Raw genomic sequence first — 260 nt, 5'->3', positions numbered from 1 at the left:
GGACTCCCCTACGGGAGCCTCGGCGACCGTCTCATCGGCCTTGGCCTTCTTCGATTACTTTTCGGCCTTCACCGGTACCTCGACCGGAACGGGCGTGGCACGGATGCCCAGCTCGCGTTCGCGGATGATCGTGTAAATCCGGGCTATGTCGCGCGTGACGGCGCGCAGGCGTCCGTGGCTCTCCAGTTGTCCGGTTGCGGACTGGAAGCGCAGGTTGAACAGCTCTTCCTTGGCCTTCTTCAGCTCGGCAACGAGGCGCG

The 260-nt window shown here is 64.2% G+C and carries 1 protein-coding gene; it reads right to left on the bottom strand.

What is annotated here, in order from left to right; translation table 11 throughout:
• Nucleotides 1–54: 54 nt before the first annotated feature.
• Nucleotides 55–260 (bottom strand): 50S ribosomal protein L29 (rpmC, locus tag ABFX56_RS16165; protein ID WP_346234377.1); only part of this gene is annotated, 206 nt, incomplete at its 5' end.

The organism is Parafrigoribacterium mesophilum (genome assembly GCF_039652555.1).
Taxonomy (GTDB): Bacteria; Actinomycetota; Actinomycetes; order Actinomycetales; family Microbacteriaceae; genus Parafrigoribacterium; species Parafrigoribacterium mesophilum.
This window is presented reverse-complemented; position numbering and strand designations above follow the sequence as displayed.